General features: G+C 71.5%; 4 protein-coding genes. All 4 read right to left on the bottom strand.

Features of this window, described 5'->3' with window-relative positions:
* Positions 1-702, bottom strand: a 702-nt coding sequence (locus VF468_15870) for an alpha/beta fold hydrolase (protein ID HEX5879770.1), incomplete at its 3' end; no start/stop codon positions are given.
* Positions 703-708: 6 nt separating this feature from the next.
* Positions 709-2,091, bottom strand: coding sequence for a wax ester/triacylglycerol synthase family O-acyltransferase (locus VF468_15865; GenBank protein ID HEX5879769.1), 1,383 nt, complete (start codon positions 2,089-2,091; stop codon positions 709-711).
* Positions 2,079-2,483 (bottom strand): DUF4260 domain-containing protein, encoded by a 405-nt coding sequence (locus VF468_15860; GenBank protein HEX5879768.1) that lies wholly within the window; start codon positions 2,481-2,483, stop codon positions 2,079-2,081. Before VF468_15860 ends, VF468_15865 begins: the two co-directional genes overlap by 13 nt.
* Positions 2,484-3,093: 610 nt before the next feature.
* On the bottom strand, positions 3,094-3,203 hold a 110-nt coding region (locus tag VF468_15855; protein HEX5879767.1), incomplete at its 5' end, for a zinc-binding dehydrogenase.

Genomic DNA, 3,203 nt, shown 5'->3' with positions numbered 1-3,203 from the left:
TGGGCACGGCCAGCTCCTCGAAAGGGAACCGGTCGGCGGCCAGGTGGACACGAACCCATCGAAGACGGCGCCCAGCCTCCGCGGCTTGAGCGGGAACTGCAGCTCGCTCACGGCGCGGATGGTGGCGGCCTCGTCGGGGGTCGGCCGGTAGCCCTTGGGAACGCCGAGCATCCTCGCGTAGATCGCCGGCAGGAGCCGCCGGTAGAGCCAGAACAGCCGCTGGGACCCGTACACGACGCCAAGGACGGGTTTGAGCAGCGGGTTCGGCGCCGGGCCGCCCAGGCGACAGTTGGCCAGGATCAGCCCAACCACTCGGTCGGGGTGGCGCAGGGCAAACTCCAGCACCGAGGCGCTGCCGGCCGAGTAGCCGATGACGGCGGCGCGGTCGATCCCCAGGTGGTCCAGCAGCAGCGCGTAGGCGTCGGCCTGGTCGGCGGGCGTGGCGTTGGGCGGCAGGGTCGAGCCGAAGTAGCCGAAGCGGGCCGGGGCGATCACCCGATTTCCCTCGCCCAGCATGTTCGTCCACCAGCCGTCGACGCCGTCGGCGTGGCAGCCGAGCACGCCGTGGCAGACCAGGACGGGCAGGCCCGCCTCTCGCTCGGCGTTCTCGAGTGTCCCGAAGCGGATCTCGAGCGTTCCTGTCCGGACCGCGGCGATCCGCTCCCAGGCCCGCTGCATGTCCTGGCGATACCTGCTGGGCACCGGTGGTCACCCCTCCCCAGCGGCGCTGCAGGCCAGCATCGAGGCCGCCAGGGCGTCCAGCGAGCTGCCCATGCCCTTGACGAAGACCTCCAGGTCCGGACAGAGGTCCCGGTCGGCCACCGCGGTGAGGTTGAACTGCCCGGCGTAGGACAGCGCCCCCACGCCGACCGACACGTTGCCCAGGATCGGCACGATGGGGAACACCTCCAGCAGCGGGGCGCCGGCGAAGTACAGCGGGACTGGGGGGCCGGGCACGTTGGCGGCATAGGTGTTCATCACGTGCTGGCGGTGCACGACCCGCAGCGCGGCCCGCTGGATCAGGGGATTGCGGAACGGCGTGCCGCCCTGCGGACGGGATCGCTGCTTCCGTTCGGTGGTGTCGGCGGCGATCAGCCGTAGCCGACGCGGGTGGTCGGGTTCCCCGATCGGCAGCGGCACCACCATCGCCCCGTCCAGGTTGCCCCGCGCCTGGCCCGGTTGCTCGCCGTGGAGCGAGACCGGCACGAACACCCGTAGCACCACCCCGTCCACGCGCTCGCCGCGGCCAACCAGCAGCTCGCGCAGGCCGCCGGCGAGCACGGCCATCAGCACGTCGTTGACCGTCGCGTCGCTTGCATGGGCGATCCGTTTGACGAGGCCCAAGTCGCTGCGGACCAGCGCGAAGCGACGGTGGCTGCCGATCCGCCGGTTCAGGCTGGTCCGCGGTGCCCGCGCTTCCGCGAACGCCTCGCGCACCGCCGGCAATCCCCGCCGGGCCTGGCGGACCGTGTCGACCGGATGGTCGAGCCTTGTGGAGGCGCGACCGACGTCTTGGAGGTGCCGGCGCAAGTTGTCGCCGAACAGCTCACGCCTGGACGGCATTGGCGCTGGCGTCCACGGCGGCCCGTTGGTCCCGGGTGGATCGGGGACGAGATCAACCAAGGCGCCCAGCGCGGCGATCCCCGCCATGCCGTCGGCGATCGCGTGGTGCACCCGCATGAACAGGCCGACGCGCCGGTCCGGCAGCCCGGGCAGGAACCACAGCTCCCACAGCGGCCGCGACCGGTCCAGCCGGCGGTGCCGCAGCTCCTCACAGGCCAGCAGCAGCCGCGCCTCGTCGGCCGGCGCGGCCAGCGGGAACACCCGCACGTGCTCGGCAAGATCGATCGACGGCGCGTCGATCCACAGCGGCCAGCCCAGCCCCAACCCCGGCCGGTACAGCAGCTGCCGGAAGCGAGGAACAAGATGCAGCCGTTCCTGGACCCGATCGCGAACCCGCTCGATCTGGAAGCGGCCGTCGGCGTCCAGCAGCCTCCGCCCGTCGAGGATAGCCAGCGCGCCGATGTCCTGCGACCAGCCCAGCTCCTCGGGCCAGAGCATCATCAGGTCCTGGGCGCTCAACCGGTCCATGGGCCACCTCCCGGGCCGGCCCCGTTCCGACGCTGGCGCGTCTCGCTGAGGTGGGTGCGGCCGGAACCGTCCGGGTACTGGAGTCCCAAGCCTAGCGTGCGGTCCATACCGATGTGGGCGAACCAGACCAGCGCCAGCGCGACGGCAAGGCCGGACTCGGTGAGGACCCCGACCAAGGCAAGGGTGGTGGGGGGAAGGTAGGTGTGGGTCAGGTCGTAGGCCACCGCGCCGGCCTGCCGGCTCCGCAGGTTCCCGAGCAGGCCGAGGTCGGGTGCCGGCAGCAGTGCGACAAACAGCCACCAGGACCGCCCGTACCTGCCGTAGAGCAGGATCGCCATGACCAGCAGCGCCACGCCTTCGCTGCGGAGCAGCAGCAGCGGCAGGCCGGTCACCACCCCGGCGCCGCCCGGGCTCGTCAGTGGGGCGTGTGGCGGCGCGAAGGCCGCGGACAGGCGCCTCCGTCGCTGGATCGCTGACATTGCCATCGCTCACCGGTCCCTACGAGCAGGGCTCGACTGCCAGTCTGGGTTCGGCGTCCTGACCGTTTCAGTGGCAAAGGTCCTGCCCTGCGGGGGCCGTCCGACCCGCGTTCAGGTCGCGGCAGTCCCCGGCCATCAGGCCGAGCCGGCTGGCCGAGCCCGCAGCGGTCGGGGTCGCGCCGCAGCAACTCCGGCGGCCCAACGGCCCGTCGGAGCCGAGACCTTGCCCCCATGTCCTGTCTGCGGCGGTGTCCGAGGCTGAACTCGAGCAGCGTGTTTGATCGAAGAGGGCAAGGGGATGGCTCGGTTCAGGACCGTGGCGTCGGTAGCGATCCTCCTGTTCGGCAGCACGTTCCTGTGGTCATGCCGTCGTTTCTTGGGACCGGCGCCACCGTGGACGGGGCCATCTGGTGAGTCATCCAGGTCCTGGTCGTGGCGACCGTGGTCGGGCTCGCGGGGCGGCCTGGGGCCTGTACAAGGCGACGGCGTGGTGCGGCCGGTGCACCTGCTCGATGGTCGAGCCTCACAGGGTGATGACGGTTTTGCCTTGGGTGGACCGCTCGCCGACATACCTGATCGCCTCAGCAGTCTCGCTCAGCGGGAAGGCACGGTCGATCACCGGGGTGACCTTGC

This window comes from Actinomycetota bacterium (assembly GCA_036280995.1).
Classification (GTDB): domain Bacteria; phylum Actinomycetota; class CALGFH01; order CALGFH01; family CALGFH01; genus CALGFH01.
This window is presented reverse-complemented; position numbering and strand designations above follow the sequence as displayed.